23 protein-coding genes are annotated in these 20,986 nt (G+C 76.0%); 9 read left to right on the top strand and 14 right to left on the bottom strand.

All coding sequences use genetic code 11. The features are described from left to right. Positions 1 to 47 precede the first annotated feature (47 nt). Positions 48 to 1,049 (top strand): iron-siderophore ABC transporter substrate-binding protein, encoded by a 1,002-nt coding sequence (locus tag E9549_RS04890; protein WP_236825418.1) that lies wholly within the window; start codon positions 48 to 50, stop codon positions 1,047 to 1,049. Here E9549_RS04890 and mftE read toward each other — a convergent pair. Next, positions 1,046 to 1,759 carry a mycofactocin biosynthesis peptidyl-dipeptidase MftE gene (gene mftE, locus E9549_RS04895; protein ID WP_236825419.1) on the bottom strand — a complete coding sequence of 238 codons (714 nt, stop codon included), beginning with the start codon at positions 1,757 to 1,759 and terminating at the stop codon, positions 1,046 to 1,048. The two genes, E9549_RS04890 and mftE, sit on opposite strands and share 4 nt — an antisense overlap. A 145-nt stretch (positions 1,760 to 1,904) precedes the next feature. On the opposite strand from mftE, the gene E9549_RS04900 reads away from it, so the two are divergent. Then, positions 1,905 to 2,282 (top strand): YchJ family metal-binding protein, encoded by a 378-nt coding sequence (locus E9549_RS04900; RefSeq protein ID WP_236825420.1) that lies wholly within the window; start codon positions 1,905 to 1,907, stop codon positions 2,280 to 2,282. Positions 2,283 to 2,321: 39 nt separating this feature from the next. Continuing rightward, positions 2,322 to 2,801, top strand: coding sequence for a pyridoxamine 5'-phosphate oxidase family protein (locus E9549_RS04905; RefSeq protein WP_236825421.1), 480 nt, complete (start codon positions 2,322 to 2,324; stop codon positions 2,799 to 2,801). Here the strand turns inward: E9549_RS04905 and E9549_RS04910 are convergent. From E9549_RS04910 to mftA, 4 genes are all read right to left on the bottom strand, one after another. Continuing rightward, positions 2,798 to 4,621: a bifunctional diguanylate cyclase/phosphodiesterase gene (locus E9549_RS04910; protein ID WP_236825422.1), complete on the bottom strand. Its 1,824-nt coding sequence runs from the start codon at positions 4,619 to 4,621 to the stop codon at positions 2,798 to 2,800. The two genes, E9549_RS04905 and E9549_RS04910, sit on opposite strands and share 4 nt — an antisense overlap. Positions 4,622 to 4,692: 71 nt before the next feature. Beyond that, positions 4,693 to 5,925 (bottom strand): mycofactocin radical SAM maturase, encoded by a 1,233-nt coding sequence (gene mftC / locus E9549_RS04915; protein WP_236825423.1) that lies wholly within the window; start codon positions 5,923 to 5,925, stop codon positions 4,693 to 4,695. After that, a complete protein-coding gene (gene mftB / locus E9549_RS04920) occupies positions 5,922 to 6,224 on the bottom strand; it encodes a mycofactocin biosynthesis chaperone MftB (protein WP_236825424.1) in 303 nt (100 codons plus the stop codon). Before mftB ends, mftC begins: the two co-directional genes overlap by 4 nt. A gap of 10 nt (positions 6,225 to 6,234) precedes the next feature. Continuing rightward, positions 6,235 to 6,369, bottom strand: coding sequence for a mycofactocin precursor MftA (mftA, locus tag E9549_RS04925; protein ID WP_236825425.1), 135 nt, complete (start codon positions 6,367 to 6,369; stop codon positions 6,235 to 6,237). Between the two features lie 107 nt (positions 6,370 to 6,476). On the opposite strand from mftA, the gene E9549_RS04930 reads away from it, so the two are divergent. From E9549_RS04930 to E9549_RS04945, 4 genes are all read left to right on the top strand, one after another. Then, positions 6,477 to 7,073 (top strand): TetR family transcriptional regulator, encoded by a 597-nt coding sequence (locus E9549_RS04930; RefSeq protein ID WP_236825426.1) that lies wholly within the window; start codon positions 6,477 to 6,479, stop codon positions 7,071 to 7,073. A 120-nt stretch (positions 7,074 to 7,193) separates the two neighbouring features. Further along, a complete protein-coding gene (gene mftD / locus E9549_RS04935) occupies positions 7,194 to 8,426 on the top strand; it encodes a pre-mycofactocin synthase MftD (RefSeq protein WP_236825427.1) in 1,233 nt (410 codons plus the stop codon). Positions 8,427 to 8,479: 53 nt separating this feature from the next. After that, positions 8,480 to 8,650 carry a DUF1707 domain-containing protein gene (locus tag E9549_RS04940; RefSeq protein ID WP_236825428.1) on the top strand — a complete coding sequence of 57 codons (171 nt, stop codon included), beginning with the start codon at positions 8,480 to 8,482 and terminating at the stop codon, positions 8,648 to 8,650. Further along, the gene (locus E9549_RS04945) at positions 8,647 to 8,901 is read left to right on the top strand and encodes a hypothetical protein (protein WP_236825429.1); all 255 of its coding nucleotides are present in this window, start codon (positions 8,647 to 8,649) and stop codon (positions 8,899 to 8,901) included. Before E9549_RS04940 ends, E9549_RS04945 begins: the two co-directional genes overlap by 4 nt. A gap of 18 nt (positions 8,902 to 8,919) precedes the next feature. Here the strand turns inward: E9549_RS04945 and E9549_RS04950 are convergent, their stop codons facing one another. After that, entirely contained in the window at positions 8,920 to 9,123 is a 204-nt protein-coding gene (locus E9549_RS04950) for a hypothetical protein (protein ID WP_236825430.1), read from the bottom strand. 28 nt (positions 9,124 to 9,151) lie between these two features. Next, complete coding sequence (locus tag E9549_RS04955) at positions 9,152 to 10,594, bottom strand: bifunctional 3-(3-hydroxy-phenyl)propionate/3-hydroxycinnamic acid hydroxylase (RefSeq protein ID WP_236825431.1); 1,443 nt, start codon at positions 10,592 to 10,594, stop codon at positions 9,152 to 9,154. Positions 10,595 to 10,764: 170 nt separating this feature from the next. Between E9549_RS04955 and E9549_RS04960 the strand changes: the two genes are divergently transcribed. Further along, positions 10,765 to 11,892 carry an NDMA-dependent alcohol dehydrogenase gene (locus E9549_RS04960; RefSeq protein ID WP_236825432.1) on the top strand — a complete coding sequence of 376 codons (1,128 nt, stop codon included), beginning with the start codon at positions 10,765 to 10,767 and terminating at the stop codon, positions 11,890 to 11,892. A gap of 60 nt (positions 11,893 to 11,952) precedes the next feature. Here E9549_RS04960 and E9549_RS04965 read toward each other — a convergent pair whose 3' ends face one another. The 6 genes from E9549_RS04965 to E9549_RS04990 all read right to left on the bottom strand — a co-directional run bounded on the left by E9549_RS04965 (position 11,953) and on the right by E9549_RS04990 (position 18,467). Beyond that, complete coding sequence (locus tag E9549_RS04965) at positions 11,953 to 13,827, bottom strand: MoxR family ATPase (RefSeq protein WP_236825433.1); 1,875 nt, start codon at positions 13,825 to 13,827, stop codon at positions 11,953 to 11,955. 100 nt (positions 13,828 to 13,927) lie between these two features. Beyond that, the gene (locus tag E9549_RS04970) at positions 13,928 to 14,647 is read right to left on the bottom strand and encodes a hypothetical protein (RefSeq protein WP_236825434.1); all 720 of its coding nucleotides are present in this window, start codon (positions 14,645 to 14,647) and stop codon (positions 13,928 to 13,930) included. A 98-nt stretch (positions 14,648 to 14,745) separates the two neighbouring features. Next, positions 14,746 to 15,294: an MOSC domain-containing protein gene (locus E9549_RS04975; RefSeq protein WP_236825435.1), complete on the bottom strand. Its 549-nt coding sequence runs from the start codon at positions 15,292 to 15,294 to the stop codon at positions 14,746 to 14,748. A gap of 20 nt (positions 15,295 to 15,314) precedes the next feature. Beyond that, complete coding sequence (locus E9549_RS04980) at positions 15,315 to 16,436, bottom strand: XdhC/CoxI family protein (RefSeq protein WP_236825436.1); 1,122 nt, start codon at positions 16,434 to 16,436, stop codon at positions 15,315 to 15,317. A 41-nt stretch (positions 16,437 to 16,477) separates the two neighbouring features. Next, positions 16,478 to 17,587, bottom strand: a complete 1,110-nt coding sequence (locus tag E9549_RS04985; RefSeq protein ID WP_236825437.1) for a VWA domain-containing protein — start codon at positions 17,585 to 17,587, stop codon at positions 16,478 to 16,480. After that, entirely contained in the window at positions 17,580 to 18,467 is an 888-nt protein-coding gene (locus E9549_RS04990; RefSeq protein ID WP_236825438.1) for a MoxR family ATPase, read from the bottom strand. Before E9549_RS04990 ends, E9549_RS04985 begins: the two co-directional genes overlap by 8 nt. A 67-nt stretch (positions 18,468 to 18,534) precedes the next feature. Here E9549_RS04990 and E9549_RS04995 point away from each other — a divergent pair, with 67 nt between their 5' ends. After that, entirely contained in the window at positions 18,535 to 19,821 is a 1,287-nt protein-coding gene (locus E9549_RS04995; RefSeq protein WP_236825439.1) for a M18 family aminopeptidase, read from the top strand. A 91-nt stretch (positions 19,822 to 19,912) separates the two neighbouring features. On the opposite strand, the gene E9549_RS05000 is transcribed toward E9549_RS04995, so the two are convergent. Further along, entirely contained in the window at positions 19,913 to 20,767 is an 855-nt protein-coding gene (locus E9549_RS05000; RefSeq protein WP_236825440.1) for a DUF2382 domain-containing protein, read from the bottom strand. Positions 20,768 to 20,986 lie beyond the last annotated feature (219 nt).

The following is a 20,986-nucleotide window of genomic DNA, read 5'->3' on the forward strand; positions in this document are numbered from 1 at the left end:
GATCCCTGTGCTTAGGTCAGCCTCACCTGATCGTCGGAGGAGATCCCATGTCCGTCCGCCCCGCCCTCCGCGGCGCCGCCGCGCTCGCGGCCACCGCCCTCGTCGTCACCGGCTGCGGCGGCGGGGACGAGCCCGCCCCCGCCGGGAGCGAGGCGACCGGCGGTCCGTCGTCGTCGGCCTTCCCCGTCACGGTGGAGACCGCCTTCGGCGATGTCACGGTGGAGGAGGAGCCCACCCGCGTGGTGGCGCTGGGCTGGTCCGACGCCGAGACGGCGCTGGCCCTGGGCGTGGAGCCGGTCGGCGCCAGCGACTGGCTCGCCGTCGGCGGCGAGGACGGCCTCGGGGACTGGGTCGAGCAGGGCTACGAGGAGCCGCCGGTGCTCATCGAGACCCTCGAGCCCAGCTTCGAGGCCATCGCCGCCCTGGAGCCCGACCTGATCCTCGACACCCGCTCCTCCGGCGAGGAGAGCCGCTACGAGCTGCTGAGCCAGATCGCCCCGACCATCGGCCAGCCCGAGGGCGTGGGCCCGTACCAGACCACCTGGCAGCAGCAGCTGGAGCTGGTCGGCCAGGCGCTGGGGAGGGCCGAGGAGGCCGACGAGCTCGCCACGCAGGTCGAGGAGGCCTTCGCCGAGGCCGCCGCCGAGCACCCGGAGTTCGACGGCACCGAGGTCGCGGTCGGCGCCTACACCTCCGAGGGCTTCGGCGCCTACGTGAGCGGTGACAGCCGCGTCCGGTTCATGGAGCAGCTCGGCTTCCAGAACAAGGCCGAGATCGAGGCGCTGGCGACGGAGAACTTCTTCGTGCCGGTGAGCGAGGAGCAGCTCTCCCTGCTCGACGCCGAGCTCACCGTGGTCTTCCCGATCTTCGTGGAGGCCTCGGAGTTCACCGGCGACCCGCTGTGGCAGGCGCTGCCCGCCGTCCAGGAGGGGCGCGCCGTCGTCCTGGAGGACCTCACGGTGCTCAACGCGTTCTCCAGCGCCTCGGCCCCGGGGCTGCTCTACGCGATCGACGCGACCGTCCCGCTGTTCGCCGACGCGCTGGACTAGCCGGTCGCGTGCCCCGGTGACAGCAGCCGCCCCGCGTCGTCGACGTGCCAGGTGCCGACGGCGGCGGTGAGCCGGCCGACCAGCCCGTCGAGCAGCCGGGCCCCCTCCTCGGCGCCGGCGCCGGACGGGTCGCCCAGCACACCGGTGGGGCTCACGGCCCGCACGCCCTCGGCCCGCAGCCGCGGCAGCAGCGCGCGGATCGGCGTCGTCTCGCCGGTGACGGCGCGGTCACGCCGGACCTGCTCCGGTTCCACGTGCAACATCAGCGACGTCTCGGTGCGGCCGGCGTGCGCGTCGCCGTCCGGGAAGCCGCACGGGAACCAGGCCACGTCGCGGCCCTCGGCCCGCACCCGCGGCACCGCCGTCCGCAGCGCGTCGAGGTTGCCGCCGTGCCCGTTGACGATCAGCACGCGGCCGGCCCAGCGGCAGGCCGAGCGCCCGTACTCGACGAGCAGCCCGGTCAGCGCCTCGGTGCCCAGCGAGACCGTGCCGGGGAAGTCCTCGTGCTCGCCGCTGGCCCCGTAGGCCAGCGCGGGCGCCAGCAGTGCCCCCGGCAGCCGGTCGACGGCGCCGTCCGCGACGGCCGTGGCGACGGCGGTGTCCGTCGTGAGCGGCAGGTGCGGGCCGTGCTGCTCCACCGCGCCCAGCGGGACGACCAGCAGCGGGCGCTCGGGCAGCTCCGGCCAGGTGGCGGCGCCGAGGGAGGTCACCGCCGCACCCTAGGCGCCGGTCAGGTCGCGGGCGCCACGTGAGGCGCCGTCCCCCGCCGCTGCCCGGCAACTGTCCTCGGCAGCTCGGCGGCAGCGCGAGCGAGCCGGCCTGCGGCCCGCCCGGGACCGCGGGCAGGATCCGGGCGTGCCCCCTCGTCGCTGCCCCTGCGGGACCGGCCTGCCCTACGCGGAGTGCTGCGGCCCGCGCCACGACGGCTCGGCGCCCGCGGCGACCGCCGAGCAGCTCATGCGCTCGCGGTACAGCGCCTTCGCCGTCGGCGACGCCGGCTACCTGCTGCGCACCTGGCACCCCGCCACCCGGCCGCCGGCGCTGGACCTCGACCCCGCGGTGCGCTGGACCGGCCTCGAGGTGCTCGCCACCGGCGGTGGCGGGCTGCTCGCCGCCCAGGGCACCGTGGAGTTCGTCGCCCGCTACCGGCACGGGGGCGCGGACGGCGAGCAGCACGAGGTCAGCCGGTTCGCACGCGAGGACGGCGCCTGGCGCTACGTCGACGGCCGCTGACGCGTGTCGCGGGTCGCCCGGCGGGGAACCGGCGGAGGCATGAGCGCAGAGGACACCCGCAAGGTCGCCGAGCTGATCAAGGGGGAGCGCTTCGGCTTCCTCACCACCACCGCCCCCGGCGGCAAGCTGACCAGCCGGCCGATGACGCTGCAGGAGGTCGAGTTCGACGGCGACCTGTGGTTCTACGCCGAGCGCGGCTCCCACCCGGTCGAGCACGTGACGGCGTCCCCGCAGGTCAACGTCGGCATCGGCTCGGGCGGCACCTGGGTGTCGCTCACCGGCCACGCCCGCGTCGTCGACGACCTGGCCAAGAAGAAGGAGCTCTGGAACGGCGGCGTCGAGGCGTGGTTCCCCGGCGGCCCGGAGGACCCCGACGTCGTCCTCATCAAGGTCGAGGGGGAGTCGGCGGAGTACTGGGACAGCCCCGGCGGCCGGCTGGCCACCGCCTTCAGCTTCGTCAAGGCCAAGGCCACGGGCGAGCGGATCGACGCCGGCGAGAACCGGAAGGTCGACCTCTAGCGCACCGGCACGCCGAGCCGGGCGCCCGCGCGCTCGGCCGGTTCCGGCCGGGCGAAGAAGTAGCCCTGGGCCGAGCCGCAGTCCATCGCGCGCAGCACCAGGCGCTGCTCGTCGGTCTCCACGCCCTCGGCGACGACGTCGAGGCCCAGGCTGCGGGCCAGCTCGACGATCGAGCTGACCAGCGTGGTGGCGGCCCCACCGGCGGCCAGGTCGTTGATGAAGCTGCGGTCGATCTTGAGGGCGTCCGCGGGCAGCCGGCGCAGGTAGGAGAGCCCGGAGAAGCCGGTGCCGAAGTCGTCGATGGCGATGCGCACGCCCAGGTCCCGCAGGCTCTCCAGCTGGCCGACCGTGCGGTCGACGTCGCGCACGAGCATCCCCTCGGTGACCTCCAGCGTGAGCTGCTCCGCCGGGAACCCGCTCTCGGCCAGGACGGCCTGCACGTCGGCGCGGACGTCGGTCTCCGCGAGCTGGCGCGGGGAGAGGTTGACCGCCATCCGCAGCGGCGCGCCGTGCTCGGCCGACCACGCGGCGCCCTGCCGGACGGCCTGCCGGAGCACCCAGCGGCCGATCTCGACGACGGCGCCGGACTCCTCGGCCAGCGGGATGAACTCGGCGGGCGGGACGGTGCCGTGCTCGGGGTGGTGCCAGCGCACCAGCGCCTCGAACCCGGTGGTGCGGCCGTCGGCGAGCGAGACGGTGGGCTGGTAGTGGACCGCGAGCTGGCCGGCGGCCACCGCGCCGGCGAGGTCCTGCTGGAGGGCCGCGCGGCGGTGCGCGGCATCCCCCATGCCGGCCGAGTAGACGACCACCCGGTTCTTCCCCTGGGACTTCGCCAGGTACATCGCCAGGTCGGCCCGGTGGAGCAGCGTCGCGGCGTCGGGCCGGTCGGCACCGGAGGCGGTGGCGATGCCGATGCTCCCGTGGACCGTGGTGGTGCCGGGGTCCAGCGGGACGGGGAGGGCGAAGGAGAGCAGCACCCGCTCGCCGACGGCGCGTGCGACGTCCTCCCCGCCGTGGACGACGACGGCGAACTCGTCCCCGCCGAGCCGCGCCACGAGGTCCTCGGGCCGGACGCAGTCGCGCAGCCGCTCGGCGACGGTCTGCAGCAGGACGTCGCCGGCTGCGTGCCCGCGGCTGTCGTTGACGTCCTTGAAGTCGTCGAGGTCGATGAAGAGCACGCTCAGGGCGCCGCCGCGCTGGAGCACCCGGTGGGTGATGTCCTCGAGCAGCGTGCGGTTGGCCAGCCCGGTCAGGGGGTCGCTGAGCACCTGGTCCTCGTTGAGCCGCCAGGCGGCCAGGTGCGCAGCGCTGGCCGCCAGCACGAAGGCGGCGTGCACCGCGGCCCACAGCCACGGGTGCCCGGCGCCGTTGTGGCCGAAGACCTCGTGCGGGAACAGCGCGCCGACCAGCCCGTGGTGGGCGCCGACGACGACGAGCGCCAGGCCGTAGGGGACCCAGTCCTGGTACAGCGAGACGACGCCGACCATCACGAAGAAGGCGAAGTGCGACTCGGTGACGCCACCCCACAGGTGCACCAGCGCGACGCAGGCGGCCAGCAGGCTCCCGGTCGTGGCGGCGGTCCGCGCCCGCCGGCCGGCCGCGGGCAGGAGCTCGACGACGAGCGGCCCGGCGACGGCGAGCAGGACGGCCACCGCGGCCGGCTGACCGTGCCCCCACAGCCAGGCCAGCAGCACCAGCGCGCCCGCGACCGCCAGGCACAGCCGGACGATCGCGCGGTGCCGCCGCTGCCACACCGCCTCCGGGAGGAGCCGGCCCTGGGGCAGGACCCGGAGCAGCCGGGCGCGCAGTGCGGTGATCACCTCGCCGGCATCGGCACGGCCCGCCCGGCGCTGGAGCGGCCGGGCGGGCTTCCCCCTCCGAGGGGGTGGGCTCAGCGCAGGTCCAGCCCCGCCAGCGGTGACTCGTCGCAGGCCCGGGCGGGCGGTGCGGGGAGCGCCGGCATGCCCAGCAGGGTGGGCTGGCCGCGCACCGGGCCGGTGTGCGAGTGGTCCAGGTGGCTGCGCGGCTTCACCGTGGCGGCGTCGCGCGCGGCCAGCGCCGTCTCGCCGTACCCCTGCACGCACTCGGGGTCCGGGCCGTCCAGCGGCAGGCCGGTGAAGAACTTGGCCGCCATGCAACCGCCGCGGCAGGCGTCGAAGTGGGCGCACTTGGTGCAGGCGCCGCCGGTCTGCGGGCTGCGCAGGTCGGCGAAGAGCTCCGAGGACTGCCACACCCGCTGGAAGCCGCCCTCGTCGCGCACGTTGCCGGCGAGGAAGTTCTCGTGGATGGCGAACGGGCAGGCGTAGACGTCGCCCACCGGGTCGATCAGGCACACCACCCGGCCGGCGCCGCACAGGTTGAGCCCCGGCAGCGCCTCACCGAACGCCGAGAGGTGGAAGAAGGAGTCGCCGGTGAGCACCTGCTCCCCGTTGGCGAGCAGCCACGAGTACAGCTCGCGCTGCTGGTCCTGGGTGGGGTGCAGCTGGTCCCAGACGTCGGCCCCGCGCCCGGACGGGCGCAGCCGGGTGATCCGCAGCTGGGCGCCGTAGCGGTCGGTGAGCGCCTTGAACGCGTCGAGCTGCCCGGCGTTCTCCCGGGTGACGACGACGGAGACCTTGAAGTCCTTCATCCCGGCCTCGGCCAGGTTCTCCAGCGCCCGGACCGCCGTGGCGAAGGAGCCGGTGCCGCGGACCCGGTCGTTGACCTCGGCGGTCGCGCCGTCCAGGGAGATCTGCACGTCGACGTAGTCGGTGGCGGCGAGCTGGGCGGCACGGGCCTTGTCCAGCTTGACGCCGTTGGTGGAGAACTTGACGCCGACGTCGTGGCCGATCGCGTAGTCCAGCAGGTGCCAGAAGTCCGGCCGGACGGTCGGCTCGCCGCCGCCGACGTTGACGTAGAAGACCTGCATCCGCTGCAGCTCGTCGATGACCGCCTCGGCCTCGGCGGTGGAGAGCTCGCGCGGGTCCCGCCGTCCGGAGGATGACAGGCAGTGCACGCAGGCCAGGTTGCAGGCGTAGGTGAGCTCCCAGGTCAGGCAGATCGGCGCGTCCAGCCCGTACTCGAACTGGTCGACCAGGCGCCCGCCGGTGGGGCGATCGGGGCGGGCGGGCAGGACGGCGGTCATGCGGTACGCCTTTCGATCATCTGCGAGCGGGCGAGGTCGGCCAGCGCCTTCACGTAGGCGCCGCGCTGCGCGCCGGGCACGCCGCACGCGACGAGCGCCGCCTCGGCGCTGGGGTGGCCGGCCAGCGCCTCGACCACCGCCACCAGCTGCTTCGACTTCAGGAAGGACAGCTTGCGGTTGCCGAAGTGGTAGACCAGCGCGCCGAACGGCTCCGGCCGCAGCGCGACCGAGCGGGCCTTCTGCCAGGGCAGCGCCGGGTCGAAGTCGACCGTCACGGAGGGCCCGGCCGGAGCGGTCACCGGGGGCGGCTCAGTAGACGCCGCACATGCCGTCGATGGAGACCTCCTCGACGAGCGACTCCTCGACGAGGGCCTCCTCGGTCGCGGGGGCCTCGGGGGCCCGGAACTCGGCGGCGGGGACGTCGGTCGGGGTGGTCTCGGGCATGTCGGCCTCCGTAAACGCGGTCACATGGACGAGCCGGACGTTAGTGACACCCGGTGCCAGGGGCAACAGCGGGTCGCCCACGCCCCGTGGACGGGCACAATGCCCGCGTGGCGGGGACGAGGACGGCGGCCGAGGCCGGCCCCGACGGGCGCGCCCGGGTGGAGCGCGCCGCGCTCGACCTGTTCGCCACCCGCGGGTTCGAGCAGGTGACCAGCGACGAGGTCGCCGACTCCGCGGGCATCAGCCGCCGGACGTTCTTCCGCTACTTCCCGACCAAGGCCGACGCCGTCTGGGGCGACTTCGCCGGCCACGTCGCCCGGCTCGAGCGGCTGCTCGCCGTCGCCGACCCGGCGCAGCCGGTGCTCACCTCGGTCTGCGCCGCCTACGTCGAGGTGAACGACTACCCGGACGCCGAGCTGCCGCTGCTGCGGGAGCGCATGCGGCTGATCCTCACCGAACCGGCCCTCCTCGCGCACAGCCAGCTGCGCTTCGCCGAGGTCGACCGGGTGGTCGCCCGGCACGTCGCGACCCGGACCGGCGGCGAGCCGACCGGGCTGCTGCCCCGGCTGGTCGCGGCGAGCACCCGCGCCGCCGCCACCACGGCGTTCGAGGCGTGGCTCGCCCAGGCGGGCTCACCCCTCACCCGGCACCTGCACCTGGCGTTCGACGAGATGGCGGCGGGGTTCCCCAGCCTCCGCGGCTGACCCGGCCGGGCGACCCGGTGTGGCCGCCGTCTCATCCGCGGCGCTAGCCTGGCACTCAGTGCCACCGGCCGTCGCGCCGGCCCACCGCCCGGTCGACCGGGCCGGACGAAGGAGAGCCCCATGGCCAGCGCGTGGTTCGAGTCGGTCGCCGAGGCCCAGCGCCGCGCCAGGCGCCGGCTGCCCAAGGGCGTCTACGGCGCGCTGGTCGCCGGCTCCGAGCGCGGGCTGACCCTCGAGGACAACCTCGCCGCCTTCGCCGAGCTCGGCTTCTCCCCGCACACCGCCGGGCTGGCCAACGAGCGCAACACGGCGGTCACCGTCATGGGCCAGCCGGTGTCCATGCCGGTGCTGATCAGCCCGACCGGCGTGCAGGCCGTCCACCCGGACGGCGAGGTCGCGGTGGCCCGGGCCGCCGCCGCCCGCGGGGTGGCGATGGGGCTCTCCTCGTTCGCCAGCAAGCCGATCGAGGAGGTCACGGCGGCCAACCCGCAGACCTTCTTCCAGGTGTACTGGGTGGGCACCCGCGAGGAGATGCTCGCCCGCATGGAGCGGGCGCGGAAGGCCGGCGCGGTCGGGCTGATCGCCACGCTGGACTGGTCGTTCGCCTACGGCCGCGACTGGGGCAGCCCGTTCATCCCGGAGAAGATCGACCTGGAGGCGGTGCGCCGGTACGCGCCGCAGGTAGCCCTCAAGCCGCGCTGGCTGCTCGACTTCGCCCGCACCCGCAAGCTGCCCGACCTGACCGTGCCCAACATGGTGGCCACGCCGGGCGACCCGGCGCCGACCTTCTTCGGCGCGTACGGCATGTGGCAGCAGTCGCCGATGCCCACCTGGGAGGACGTCGCCTGGCTGCGCGAGCAGTGGGACGGCCCGTTCATGCTCAAGGGCGTCATGCGGGTCGACGACGCCAAGCGCGCCGTCGACGCCGGCGTCACCGCCATCTCGGTCTCCAACCACGGCGGCAACAACCTCGACGGGACGCCGGCCTCGGTGCGCGCCCTGCCCGCGGTGGCCGAGGCGGTGGGCGACCAGATCGAGGTGCTGCTCGACGGCGGCATCCGCCGCGGCGGCGACGTCGCCAAGGCCCTGGCGCTGGGCGCGAAGGCGGTCATGATCGGCCGCGCCTACCTGTGGGGGCTCGCGGCCAACGGCCAGGCCGGCGTGGAGAACGTGCTCGACCTGCTCCGCGACGGGCTGGGCTCGGCGATGGTCGGCCTGGGCCGGTCCGACGTCTCCGAGCTGCGCCGTGACGACCTCGTCGTCCCGCCGGGCTTCGAACGGGCCCTGGGCGACACCGCGGTGGAGAACGCGCTGCTGGCCACCTCGCCCGCCCGCCGGCGGCGCGAGGCCTGATCCCCGGGGAAGTCGGGGCCACGCCCGCCGGGCGGCCTGCCAGGATGACCGGCGTGAGCGAGCCGGTCCGGTCCCAGGACCTCCGCATCTCCGACGCCGAGCGCGCGGCCGTCGCGGCGGGGCTGCAGCGCGCCCACGACGCCGGCCAGCTCGACCTCGCGGAGTTCGACGAGCGGGTCCGGGCCGCGTGGGAGCGCGCACCCGCGGCGAGCTGGCCCGGGTGACCGCCGACCTGCCGGCGCTGCCGCCGCCGCCCGGCCCGCGCCGGGTGTTCCGCGACGACGCCGCCGGCACCGCGATGAAGGTCCTCACCACCGTCTGGCTCTGCCTGAGCCTGGTGAACCTCGCGGTCTGGGGCATCCTCGAGCTCACCGTGGGCGGGGTCCACCCGTGGTGGCTCTACGTGGCCGTGCCGCCGGGCGCCGTGCTGGGTGCGCTCCACGCGATCGGCACCGGCCGGCCGGACCGCGGCTGAGACCGGTGGCGGCCGGGCTCAGCGGCCGAGCAGGCCGCCCAGCCCTCCCCCACCGCCGAGCTTCTTGACCAGGTCCATCGGGTCGATGCCGAACTTCTGCAGCAGACCGGCGTCGCGGTCGGTGTCCACCTGGCCGGGCAGCTCCTGGTCGGCCTGCTGGGCCTTGCCGTCCTCGCCCTGGGAGCGCAGCAGCTGCAGGATCTGGTCCTTGTCGATGTTCATGACCGGCGAGGTACCCCTGGGCCGCCGCTCACACCCGCACGGAACGGACGATGCGGTCGGGGCGGACCCGCACCAGCGCGGCGTCCCCGAGCCAGCGTCGGAGCGTGCCGGTCGGGTCCTCGATCGGGACGGCGGTCCCGTCGGGGCGCCGGATGCGCAGGTCCGCGGTGATCTCGACGTAGCCGTCGCCGAGGACGTCGTCCAGCCGGCGGACGGTTCCGTCGACGACCACCTCGGGCTGCGGGAGGAGCGTCCCGGCCAGCCGACGGCCGGCCCGGCCCCGGCGCGCCACCAGCGGGCCGCGGCGCAGCGGCGGCGTGCGGCTGTCCGTGGCCAGCCGGGCGACGGCGGGGATGCGGCGGACGGCGGCCAGCACCACCCGCCGCAGCACCGCGCCGCCGCGCCCGCCGCCGGTCATCAACCGACCGAGCAGCAGCGCCACCCGGATCAGCTCCCGCGCGTGCGGCTCGCGCTCGGCGCGGTAGGTGTCCAGCAGCGCGTCCGGCGCCTCCCCGCGGAGGACGGCGGCGAGCTTCCAGGCCAGCTGGTGGACGTCGCGCAGCCCGAGCCCCAGCCCCTGGCCGACGAACGGCGGGGTCAGGTGGGCGGCGTCGCCGGCCAGCAGCACCCGCCCGTCCCGCCAGCGGTCGGCGACCTGCGCCCGGAACGTGTACTCGGCCGCCCGCAGCACCCGGACGTCGGCGGCGCCCGCGACCGGCGCCAGCAGGGCGGCCAGCCGCTCGGGGGAGGAGAGCTCCTCCGCGGTCTCCCCCGGCGCCAGCCGGAACTCCCAGCGGTAGCGGTCGCCGGTGACCGGCATGAAGGTGGCCGCCCGGCGCGGGTCGCACACCTGGTGCACCCCGGGCCAGACCGGGAGCGGCGCCCGCGCCCGCACGTCGACGACCAGCCACCGGTCGGCGGGGGCGAGGTCGACCATCCGGGCGCCGATCAGCTCCCGGACCGTGCTGTTGGCGCCGTCGCAGCCCAGCACGGCCGCGGCCCGGACGGACCGTTCCACCCCCGTCGCCCGCTCGGCCAGCCGCACGGTGACACCCCCGCGGTCCTGCGCCAGGCCGGTCACCTCGCAGCCGCGGTGCACCTCGATGCCGGGCTCCGCCGCCGCGGCCGTGGCCAGCACCTCCTCCAGGTCGGGCTGGTGGACGAAGGAGCCCTGCGGCCAGCCGTGGGCACCGGCGTCGGGGGCCCGGCGGAACTCGGCGAGCACGCGGTGCGCCCCGTCCAGGAGCCGCAGCCCGGCCATCGGCCGGCAGCGCGCGGCGACCTCGTCGGCCACGCCCGCCGCCTGCAGCGCCCGGAACACCTCGTCGTCGAGGTGGACCGCCCGCGGCAGCGGGTACGGCGCGGCGTGCCGCTCGAGGACGACCACCGCCAGGCCGCGGCGGGCCAGCAGCAGCGCCGCGGTCAGGCCCACCGGGCCGGCGCCCACCACGACCACCGGCCCGCCCGTCACGGCGCCAGTCTGGCCGACGCGGCCCCGCAGAGGTGCAGCACGTTGCACGCGGCACCGGGTGCCTTGACGCGGCGGCCTGCGGCTCAGCACCCTGTGACGCACTGCACACGCCGCTCCGACGTGTGCGCGGGCCACCCGCGACGACGCGGGTCGACGGAAGGAAATGCCGGGTGAAGACCAAGGGCGCGATCCTGTGGGGCGTGGGCGAGGAGTGGTCGATCGAGGAGATCGAGCTCGGTGATCCGCGGGAGGGCGAGGTCCAGGTCCAGCTCGCCGCCTCGGGGCTGTGCCACAGCGACGAGCACCTCGTCACCGGCGGCACCCCGGTGGCGTCCTACCCGGTCATCGGCGGCCACGAGGGCTCGGGCGTCGTCACCAAGGTCGGCCCCGGCGTCACCGGGCTGCAGGAGGGCGACCACGTCGTCACCGCCTTCATCCCCGCGTGCGGCACCTGCCCGCCCTGCTCGCGCGGGCAGCAGAACCTCTGCGACCTCGGGGCCAACCTGCTGGCCGGCACGTCGATCTCCGACGGCAGCTACCGGGTCCAGGCCCGCGGCAAGGACGTCATCCCGATGTGCCTGCTCGGCACGTTCTCCCCGTACATGACGGTGCACCAGGCCTCGGTCGTGAAGATCGAGCCGGACATCCCGCTCGAGGTCGCCGCCCTCGTCGGCTGCGGCGTCACCACCGGCTGGGGCTCGGCCACCAAGGTCGCCGACGTCCGGCCGGGCGAGAACGTCGTCGTCATGGGCGTCGGCGGCGTCGGGATGAACGCCGTCCAGGGCGCGGCCGCGGCCGGCGCGAAGCGGGTCATGGTCATCGAGCCGGTCGCGCAGAAGCGCGAGTGGGCCATGCAGATGGGCGCCACCCATGCCTTCGCGAGCATCGAGGAGGCCACCCCGGCGATCAACGAGCTGACCTGGGGCCGCATGGCGGAGAAGACGATCATCACCGTCGGCGACATCCAGGGCGAGGACATCGCCGCCGCGCTGAGCGTCACGGGCAAAGGCGGCCGCGCCGTCGTCACCGGCATGGGCAACGCCGCCAACGTCGACGTCAAGCTCAGCCTGTTCGAGCTCACGCTGCTGCAGAAGGACCTGCAGGGTGCGATCTTCGGCGGCCTCGCCCCGCGCAACGCCATCCCGGAGCTGCTCTCGCTCTACCAGGAGGGCCAGCTCAAGCTCGACGAGCTCGTGACCACGAAGTACAAGCTCGAGGACATCAACCAGGGCTACCAGGACATGCGCGACGGCAAGAACATCCGCGGGATGATCGTCTACGGCGACGCCGACCGCTGAACCCGCGGCAGTCGGTCTCCGCCCGCTCCTGGTGGGCAGGGACCGACTGCCGCAGGGCCGCTACCCCAGCAGCCGGGTCAGGGCCGGGCCCAGGTCGGCCAGCCAGCGCACGGGGGCGACCGAGCCCCCGCCGCGGGCGGCCAGCGCCCGCGACGCCGCCAGCGCCTCCTCCTCCGCCGTCCCGCCGGGCAGCGGGCACAGCACGTCGAGCCGGTCGATGCCGCCCAGCGCCGAGGCGGCGTCGCCCCCGGCTGTGGCCAGGCAGTCCGACAGCAGGACGACCAGCCGCTCGTCGGCGTGCGCCGCCGTCCGCAGCTGCCCGGCCGCCGCCCGGAGCGCCGCTGCGAGGTCGGTGGTCCCGTGCCCCCGGAGACCCACCAGCGCCAGCACCAGGTCCTCGGCCGACCGGTGCCGGCCCTGCTGCTGCAGAACCTCCACCCGGTCCGCGAACGCCAGCACGCTGGTGCCCAGCCGCTCCCCGGCGGCCAGGACGACGCCCGCGGCGGCCACCGCGGCGATCGCCACCCCCAGCCCGCTCATCGAGCCCGACCGGTCGACGACCAGGCACACCGCCCGGCGGGCGCCGGCCCACCGGCGGGTCGCGACGTCCTCCGGGGCCGGCGGCCACGGCCCGCTCCACCGCTCCAGGGTGCGGTCCAGGTCCAGCTCGCCGTCACCGCCTCGGCCGGTGACCAGCCGCCGGGTGCCCCGCGTCCGGGCGGCGCCCACCCGGCCCACCTGCACGAACACGCGGGCCGCCAGCCGGCGCGCGGCCGCCCGGAGCTCGCGGTCGGTGGCCGTCGCGAGATCGGCGAGCAGCGCCGCCGCGGCGTCGGGATCGGCGCCCATCAGGCCGGCGAACGCCTCCTCGTCGAGCTCGCCCACCTCGGGGCTGACCTCGTCGAAGGCGGCGTGCCGCAGCTGCAGCTCGCGGCGCGCGGTCTGCCGCGGGCCCCGCCGGGCCGGCCGCTCGCGCCGGGCGCCCCCGCTGTCCGGGCCTGCCGCCTCAGGCGGCAGGCCCCCCGCTTTTCCCGGGCCGTCCCCGGCGGGCGACGGCGGCGCCCCGGGCGACGGGTCCGGCGGCGCCGCCCCGACCGGCCACACCTGGTCGAGGATCTCGTCGAGCACGGCCTCCGGGGTCCGCTCCACACCCTCGGTCACCCGGATCCGGCCGGAGAGCGCCGCGTGCAGGGCGTCCCGCGCCGCCTCGCGGGCGCCGTCGTCCTCGAGACCGGCCAGGCCGCGGAGCCGCAGCAGCCCGTCGAGCAGCAGCACCAGGTCGATCGCCCCGCGCACGGACGACCCGGTGCGCAGGTCGCGGTGGCCGCGGGTGGCCCGCACCAACGCCACCGCGAGGGCGACCGGCCGGGGCCGCGCGCCGGTCACCGAGGCGACGATCTCCCGCTCGGCGGCCTCGTCCTGGTAGCCGAGCACCACCCGGCACATGCGGTCGGCGATCGCCTGGCCCACCCGCGCGGTGCCGATCGCGTCGAAGGGGTTCATCGCCGCGATCAGCCGGAAGCCCGCCGCCGCCCGCACCGTGCCCAGCCGGGGGACGGCGATCTCCCCCTCGGTCAGCACCGTGATGAGGACGTTCAGGGTCTCCTCGGGGATGCGGTTGAGCTCCTCCAGGTAGAGCAGGCCCGAGCCGCGCATCGCGGTGAGCAGCGGGCCGTCGGTGAAGCTGCCGGGCACGTAGCCCTCGGCCATCACCGCCGCCGGGTCGTAGGAGCCGACCAGCCGGGCGGGGGTCAGCTCGGCGTTGCCCTCGACGAAGACGACGTCGCGGCCCACCTCGCCGGCGACCGCCCGCAGCAGCGTCGACTTCCCGGTGCCGGGCGGCCCTTCGAGGACGACGTGCCGATGGGTCTGCAGGGCGACGGTGAGGACCTCGCGCTCGCGCTGCAACCCGATGACCGGGGGACCGTCGCTCACCGGGCTCCTCCCTGCGCCGTGGCGCACCTGCCGCAGCCGGACCGCGGTGGCGCGTCCGGCCGGGACCCGTCGGCGGGCCCCGGCCGGACGCTACGGCAGATCAGCCGCCGAGGGTGTTCAGGTCGACCGGGTTCTCCGGCGCCGTGATCTCGACCGTCTCGCCGAACTCGCTGAACCGCACCGTGGCCGGGGCGTCGCCCTTGTCCTCGATCAGCAGCGGGTAGGGGGCGTCCTCGTCGTCGGCGACGGTGAGGGTGCTGCCGTCGTCCTGGGTGACGACGACGACCGGCTCGCCGTCCAGCTCGCCGGAGGTCACCTCGCCGGTGATGTCGCTGCCACCGGAGGCGCGCAGCTCCTGCACGAGGCCGGAGAGGGTCAGCGTGCTGAACGAGCCCGCCGCCTCCTCGGGCATGAGCACCCACTGGCCCTCGAGCTGCCCGGCGAACTCGGCCGGCATGCCGAAGGAGGCCCAGAAGTCGGCCGGGGCGCGGACGTAGGCGGTGCCGGCGGTGTAGACCAGCTCGACGGTCGCGCCGTCCATCGTGATGGTGCCCTGGGCGTCCTCGCCCTGGAGCTGCAGGTCGAGCTCCTGGGTCGTGCCGCCCTCCTCCATCGACCCGACGACGTGCGCCGCGCCGGCCTCCTCGAGGGCGCCGAACGCGGTGTCGACCACCTCGGCGGCGTCCTGGTCGGCCAGCGAGCTCGCGCTCTCGGCGGCGGTGGTCGTGGCCGGCGCTGCGGTGCCGGCGTCCTCGGAGCCGCCGCAGCCAGCCAGCAGCAGGACGGCGGCGCCCGCCGTGGCGAGACGTTGGATGCGCATGGTTCCCCTCGTGTCCGGCGGGCCGGTCGGCCCCGCCGCGCGCCATGGTGCAGGGCACCGGCCCGCGCGGCGCGCACCGGGGTGGGCGTGTCCACCCCTCAGGGGGACGGGGACCGCCGGGGCAGCCGCGCCCGGGAGCGCCCGGCGGCCGCGGGGTCCAGCGGCACCGGGCTGCGCAGCACGGCCGGGCCCAGGCGCAGCACGCCGTCGGAGAGCGCCCCGCAGCGCACACCCCCGCGCCCCCGCAGACCGCGGTGCGCACCGGGCGCCAGCACCAGGTCCATCCACGCGCAGGGGTTGGCCGGCCGCCCGCCGCCCAGCAGCACCGGGCCGTCGCCGCAGTCCAGGGAGAACCGCCGGCCCCGCAGCGCCTCGACCTCCGCGCCGCGCAGCACCACGTTGCGCCGCGCGAGCAGCGGGTCGAACGGCGCCACGCCGAGCTCCGCGGCGAGCTGCTCCAGCGACTCCACCGCCAGCACGGTCACCTGCGCGTCGCGGTGGGCCGGCCTCCCGGCGTAGCGGTCCCCGACGATGCCCACGCCGGCCCGGAGCTCCAGCCGCTCCCGCCGGTCGGCCGCCTGATCCGGGACCGCCGTCCCCGGCCGGCCGTCGTAGCGGTGCACCGGCGAGGCGAGCAGCCCGACCACCTCGACGTCGTAGCGGTGCCTCAGCGCTCCGCCGTCTCGTGGATGGGCCCCTCGACCTCGGCCAGTCGCCGGCCGGTCCCGCCCCACCGGCCCTGGATGATCTCCGCGGCGATCGACACCGCCGTCTCCTCGGGGGTGCGGGCGCCGAGGTCCAGGCCGATCGGCGAGGCGAGCCGGGCCAGCTCCCCGTCGGTCAGGCCGGCCTCGCGCAGCCGGGCCAGCCGTTCGTCGTGCGTGCGCCGCGAGCCCATGGCCCCCACGTACGCGACCGGGGTCCGCAGCGCGACCTCCAGCAGCGGGACGTCGAACTTCGGGTCGTGGGTGAGCACGCAGAGCACGGTGCGCTCGTCGACCCGGCCGGCGTCCACCTCGGCCTGCAGGTAGCGGTGCGGCCACTCGACGACGACCTCGTGCGCGTCCGGGAAGCGCTTCGGCGTCGCGAACACCGGCCGGGCGTCGCAGACGGTCACCCGGTAGCCGAGGAAGGCACCGACGCGGGCGACGGCGGCGGCGAAGTCGATCGCGCCGAACACCACCATCCGGGCCGCCGGGGCGAAGGAGTTCACGAACAGGGTCAGGTCGTCGCCGCGCCGCTCGCCGTCGTGGCCCACGTGCAGCAGGGCGGTGCGGCCGGCGGCCAGCATGCCGCGGGCGTCGTCGGCGACGGCGTCGTCCAGCCGCCGCGAGCCCAGCGTGCCGGAGGCGCGGTCGGGCCAGAGCACCAGCCGGCGGCCCAGCCGGTCGTCCGGCCCGGCCACCACGGTGACGACGGCGACCGGCTCGTGGCGGCCCACCGACTCCGCGACCTCGCCCAGCTCCGGGAAGGACTCGCGGGACACCGGTTCGACGAAGACGTCGAGGATCCCGCCGCAGGTCAGCCCGACGGCGAACGCGTCGTCGTCGCTGACCCCGTAGCGTCGCAGCACCGGCTCGCCGGTCTCGACCGCGTCCTTGGCCTCCTCGTACACCGCGCCCTCGACGCAGCCGCCGGAGACGCTGCCGACCGCCGTGCCGTCGGGCCCGACCAGCATCGAGGCACCGGCCGGCCGCGGCGCCGAGCGCCAGGTGCCCACGACCGTGCCCACGCCGACGGTCTCCCCCGCCTGCCACCAGCCGACGAGATCGTCCAGGACATCACGCATGCGCTCGCCCCTCCGGACCGCGTTGTTCCACGTGCAACGTCTCACGCACGGGCTATCACTCCCGACAGCTCCTCGAACGCGGCCATGCTGTGCCCGGCCACGAAGTGGTCCACCGACGGCAGCGCCGCCTGCATCCCGCCGGTGAGCGGTTCGTACCCCATCCGGCCCTTGTGCGGGTTGACCCAGACCACGGTGTGCGCCAGCCGCTTGAGCCGCGCCATCTGCTCGGCCAGCAGCGCGGCGTCCCCGCGCTCCCACCCGTCGCTGCAGACGACGACGACCGCCCCGCGCGCGGTGCCGCGCTGGCCCCACCGGTCGAGGAACGCCTTGAGCACCTCGCCCAGCCGCGTGCCGCCCGACCAGTCGGGGATCGCCTGGCCGCCGGCGGCCAGCGCCCGGTCGGGGTCGCGCAGCCGCAGCTCGCGGGTGACGCGGGTGAGCCGGGTGCCGATCGTGAACACCTCGGTCGACGCCGGCCGCGCCCGGACCGCCGCGTGCGCGAAGCGCAGCAGGGCGTCGGCGTAGGGGGTCATCGAGCCCGAGACGTCGACCAGCAGGACGACGCGCCGCGGGCGGGGTCGCGCCCGGCGGTGCACCAGGCGGCTGACCTCGCCGCCGTCGCGCAGCGCCCGCCGCACCGTGCGGGCGGGGTGCACCGACCCGTGGACGGCCGGCCGCCGGCGCCGGGCGGGGCGCATCGGCGCGGCCGGCACCATCAGCGCGAACAGCCGCCGCAGGTGCGCCTTCTCGGCGTCGGTCAGCCCGGCGACGTCGCGGTGCCGCAGCACCTCGTCGGCGCTGGCGCGGGCCGCGAGGTCGGGGGCGTCGGGGTCCTCGTCGCCCTCACCGGTGCCGGCGTCCAGCGGGGCGCTGACGGCCAGCCGCGGCTGCACCTGCGCCGCGGCGGGGGCCGGGCGGGGGCGGCGCCCCGAGAACCAGCCGAGGAAGGCGGCGTCGTAGCGGTCCAGGTCGTCCGGCCCGGCGCAGAGGGTGAGCCGGCCGGCCCAGTAGACCGCCGAGGGGCGCAGGACGTCGAGGTGGCCGAGCGCGGCGAGCATGGCCTGGACCCGGTCCGGGGAGGCGGGCACGCCCGCGTGCCGCAGCGTCCGGGCGAAGCCCAGCACCGTGTCGACGACGTCCCGCTCAGCCACCGAGGAGCGCCTCCGGGGCCAGCGACCGCACCCGCTCGGTGTCCTCCCGGTACTTGAGCACCGCGCCGAGGGTGCGCGCCGCCAGGTCGGGGTCCAGGTCACGAGCGCCCAGGGTGTGCAGCGCCGTCGCCCAGTCCATGGCCTCGGCCACCCCGGGCGGCTTGAGCAGGTCGAGGGTGCGCAGCGTCGCCGTCGCCCGGGCCACCTGGCGGGCCAGCTGCTCGGTGACCTGCGGCAGCCGGCGGCGCAGGATCGCGACCTCGCGGTCGAAGTCGGGGTGGGCGAGCCAGTGGTAGAGGCAGCGGCGCTTGAGGGCGTCGTGCACCTCGCGGGTCCGGTTGGAGGTGAGGACGACCAGCGGCGGGACCTCCGCACGGACGGTGCCGAGCTCGGGGATGGAGATCGTGAAGTCGGAGAGGATCTCCAGCAGGAACGCCTCGAACTCGTCGTCGGCGCGGTCCACCTCGTCGACCAGCAGCACGCTCGGCGCGTCCTCCAGCGCCTGCAGCAGCGGCCGGGCCAGCAGGAACCGGCGGTCGTAGAGCGAGGCCTCCAGCCGGGCGGGGTCGTCGGCGGCGTGCGCGGCCTCGGCGGCGCGCAGGTGCAGCAGCTGGCGGCCGAAGTCCCAGTCGTAGAGCGCCTGGCTGGCCTCCAGCCCCTCGTAGCACTGCAGCCGGTAGAGCGGCCGGCCGGTGATCTGCGCCAGCGCCTGGGCCAGCGCCGTCTTGCCGACGCCGGCCTCCCCCTCGAGGAACAGCGGCCGGTGCATGGCCAGCGCCAGGTGCGCGGCGGTGGCCAGCCCCTCGTCGGCGAGGTAGCCGGTGCCCTCGAGCGCGGCGGCCAGCTCGTCGGGGGTCCCGGGGACCGTGCGCTCGCTCACAGCAGCAGCATCCCACCTGGCCGCCGGCGTCCGCGCCCGCACCTCCCCCGTCGGGCACGATGGCCGCATGCCGACCGCCGCTCCCGACCCGCTCGCCCTCGGCGACGACCTGCGCGCCTTCGTCGACGCCTCGCCCTCCCCCGCCCACGCGGTCGCCGAGCTGGTGCGCCGGCTGCGCGCGGCCGGCTTCACCGAGCTCGCGGAGGCCGACTCCTGGGCTCCGGCGCCCGGCGGGCAGCACTTCGTCGTCCGGCACGGGAGCGTGATCGCCTTCCGCCTGGGCAGCGGCCCGCTCGCCGGGGCCGGCATGCGGCTGGTCGGCGCGCACACCGACTCCCCCACGTTCAAGGTCCGGCCGCGCTGGGAGGTGCGGCAGTCCGGGTACCGCCTCGTCGGCGTCGAGCCCTACGGCGGCGGCCTCTGGCACACCTGGCTGGACCGGGAGCTCACGGTGGCCGGCCGGCTGGCGCTCCGTGGGGGGCGCACCGCCCTCGTCCGGCTGCCGGGTGCCCCCCTGCGGCTGCCGTCGCTGGCCATCCACCTGGACCGGAGCGTCCGGGAGGGGCTGACCCTCGACCCGCAGCAGCACCTGGTGCCGGTGTGGGACCGCGACCTCGGCACGGGCCCCGGCCTGGCCGAGGCGCTGGCCGACGCCGCCGGGGTCGACCGGGGCGACGTCGTCGGCACCGACCTGGTGCTGGCCGACACCCAGCCCTCGGCGCGCGCCGGCGCGGACGGCACCTGGGTGGCCGCGCCGCGGCTGGACGACCTCGCGTGCTGCCACTCCGGGCTGCTCGCACTGCTGGCCGCACCCGCCGGCGAGCGCACGCAGGTGCTGGTCTGCAACGACCACGAGGAGGTCGGCAGCGGCTCGATGTCCGGCGCCCGCGGCAGCTTCCTCGAGGACGTCGTCCGCCGGCTGGCCGCCGCCACCGACCCGGGGGACCCGCAGGCGGCGCACCGGGCGCTGGCCCGCTCGGTGCTGGTGTCGGCCGACATGGCCCACGCCGTGCACCCGACCCGCGCGGAGCGGCACGAGCCCGCGCACCGGCCCGAGCTCGGGGGCGGGCCGGTGCTCAAGGTGAACGCCAACCAGGCCTACGCCACCGACGCGGCGTCGGGCGGCTGGTTCACCGAGCGCTGCGACGAGGCGGGCGTCCCCGTGCAGACCTTCGTCACCCGGGCCGACCTGCCGTGCGGCAGCACGATCGGGCCGCTCACGGCGACCCGGCTGGGCGTCGCCACGGTCGACATCGGCGCCCCGATGCTCGCGATGCACTCCTGCCGCGAGCTGGCCTCGGCGCACGACGTCCCGCTGATGGTCCGCGCCCTGGCGGCCTGCCTGGCCGGCTGACCGCCCCCGGGCGCGACGGCGGCGGCCGACCGGAGTCTGGTCTCGGTCGGCCGCCGCGCGTCAGGTGTCCCCGGCCGGGGCCGGGGAGCGATCACATGCGCCGGTTGGCGCCGTCCGCGCCGTCGACCTCGATCTCCTCCTTGCGGAGGGTCTCGTCGACCTGCACGTCGTCGGTGACGGTCTCCTTGTCCAGGCGGACCCGCTCGACCGGCGTGGCCTCCTTGGAGACGACCGGCTTCTCGGCGCGGAGGGTGACCTCGTGCTCCTCCTCGCTGATCGCCGGCCCGTCCATGGCGTTGCCGGCGTTGGCGTCCGTGATCGGCTCGCGCTCGACCCGGACCTCCTCGTGCGACACGGGGACGGTCTCGGTGACGTTCTCGCTCACGACGTACTTGCGCAGCCGGGCCCGGCCGGTCTCCTCGGAGCGGGTCCCGACCTCCAGCCGCTCCTCGGAACGGGTCATGGCGTTGTCGGTGGTCGGGCCGGAGGTGTCGTGGCCGACCGTGCCGCGGGTGTCGGTGCGGGCGGTGTCGGTGTACCCGGTGTCGGTGCGACCGGTGCCGGCCACGCCGGCGGTCCCGGCCACGCCCGTGGTGTCGGTCGTGGTCGTGGTCTCGGTGCGACCGGTGGTCCCCGTGCCGAGGCCGTAGTACCGGTACAGCTCCTCCTCCTCCTGCGGGGAGAGGTGACCGTCGGTGTCGATCTTGGGGGCGTCCTTGACGCGGTCCTTGCTGACCGGTACGCGGAGCCCGTCGTCGGTCAGGTTGGCGTCACGGATCGGGACGAAGGACTCCTTGGTCCCGAACAGCCCGGTGCGCACGGTCACCCACTCCGGCTGGCCGGTCTCGTCGTCGAGGTAGACCTCGGAGGCCGACCCGATCTTCTGACCCTCGGTGTCGTAGACGTCCTGGCCGATCACGCGGCTGATGGTCTCGGTGCCGATCATCGTCGTTGTCGCTCCTATCTGAGCTCGGGTGACGTTCGTCCCTCGGATGGGTGACCGGCACGATCGCCGTGAAACGACCGGATCGAGATCAACAGCCGCGTGCGCCCCCTCCGTCCCCGCATCCGCGCCCACCGGCGGGCGCCCGAGGCAGGTCGGACCGACCATCGCCGCAGGTCACGCCCCGGGTCGCCGCCGCGGGGGGTGGTCAGCGGAGCGGCC

This window comes from Blastococcus sp. MG754426, from assembly GCF_021699055.1.
In the GTDB taxonomy this organism is placed as follows: Bacteria; Actinomycetota; Actinomycetes; order Mycobacteriales; family Geodermatophilaceae; genus Blastococcus.

Coding starts and splice junctions, on each gene's coding strand:
- E9549_RS04890 (WP_236825418.1), top strand. CDS start 48: ATGTCCGTCCGCCCCGCCCTCCGCGGCGCCGCCGCGCTCGCGGCCACC.
- E9549_RS04905 (WP_236825421.1), top strand. CDS start 2,322: ATGAGCGCAGAGGACACCCGCAAGGTCGCCGAGCTGATCAAGGGGGAG.
- mftC (WP_236825423.1), bottom strand. CDS start 5,925: ATGACCGCCGTCCTGCCCGCCCGCCCCGATCGCCCCACCGGCGGGCGC.
- mftA (WP_236825425.1), bottom strand. CDS start 6,369: ATGCCCGAGACCACCCCGACCGACGTCCCCGCCGCCGAGTTCCGGGCC.
- mftD (WP_236825427.1), top strand. CDS start 7,194: ATGGCCAGCGCGTGGTTCGAGTCGGTCGCCGAGGCCCAGCGCCGCGCC.
- E9549_RS04950 (WP_236825430.1), bottom strand. CDS start 9,123: ATGAACATCGACAAGGACCAGATCCTGCAGCTGCTGCGCTCCCAGGGC.
- E9549_RS04970 (WP_236825434.1), bottom strand. CDS start 14,647: ATGCGCATCCAACGTCTCGCCACGGCGGGCGCCGCCGTCCTGCTGCTG.
- E9549_RS04980 (WP_236825436.1), bottom strand. CDS start 16,436: ATGCGTGATGTCCTGGACGATCTCGTCGGCTGGTGGCAGGCGGGGGAG.
- E9549_RS04995 (WP_236825439.1), top strand. CDS start 18,535: ATGCCGACCGCCGCTCCCGACCCGCTCGCCCTCGGCGACGACCTGCGC.
- E9549_RS05000 (WP_236825440.1), bottom strand. CDS start 20,767: ATGATCGGCACCGAGACCATCAGCCGCGTGATCGGCCAGGACGTCTAC.